1 protein-coding gene is annotated in these 342 nt (G+C 67.5%); it reads right to left on the reverse strand.

Going from position 1 to position 342, the window contains the following annotated elements:
• Positions 1 to 333: flagellin N-terminal helical domain-containing protein (locus HC028_RS26880; protein ID WP_476742332.1), on the reverse strand; the 333-nt coding region annotated here is incomplete at its 3' end.
• Positions 334 to 342: the final 9 nt, after the last annotated feature.

Here is a 342-nt window from a genome sequence, read left to right on the forward strand (position 1 = left end):
GCCGCTGGTCAGGGCGACGGTCGAGGCGGACAGGCCCATGCCGGCAGCGTCCAGACCCGAGATGCCGGAGGCACCACCGGTGATGGCGCTGATGTTGGTCGAGGTCAGGTTGACCGCGAGCTGCGTGCCGGTACCGGTGGCGGAGTCGACCTGGAACGCACCGTTGTAGGTACCACCCAGCAGCGCCTGGCTACCGAACTTGGTGGCGGTGGTGATTCGGGTCAGTTCCGACTTCAGCTGCTGGAACTCGGTGTCGGCCGCCGACTGGGCGCTGGAGTCCTGCGAACCAGTGTTGGCCGCCTGCACCGCGAGCGAACGCATACGCTGCAGGATGGCGCTGGT

Source organism: Planosporangium flavigriseum, from assembly GCF_011947225.1.
GTDB classification, from domain to species: domain Bacteria; phylum Actinomycetota; class Actinomycetes; order Mycobacteriales; family Micromonosporaceae; genus Planosporangium; species Planosporangium flavigriseum.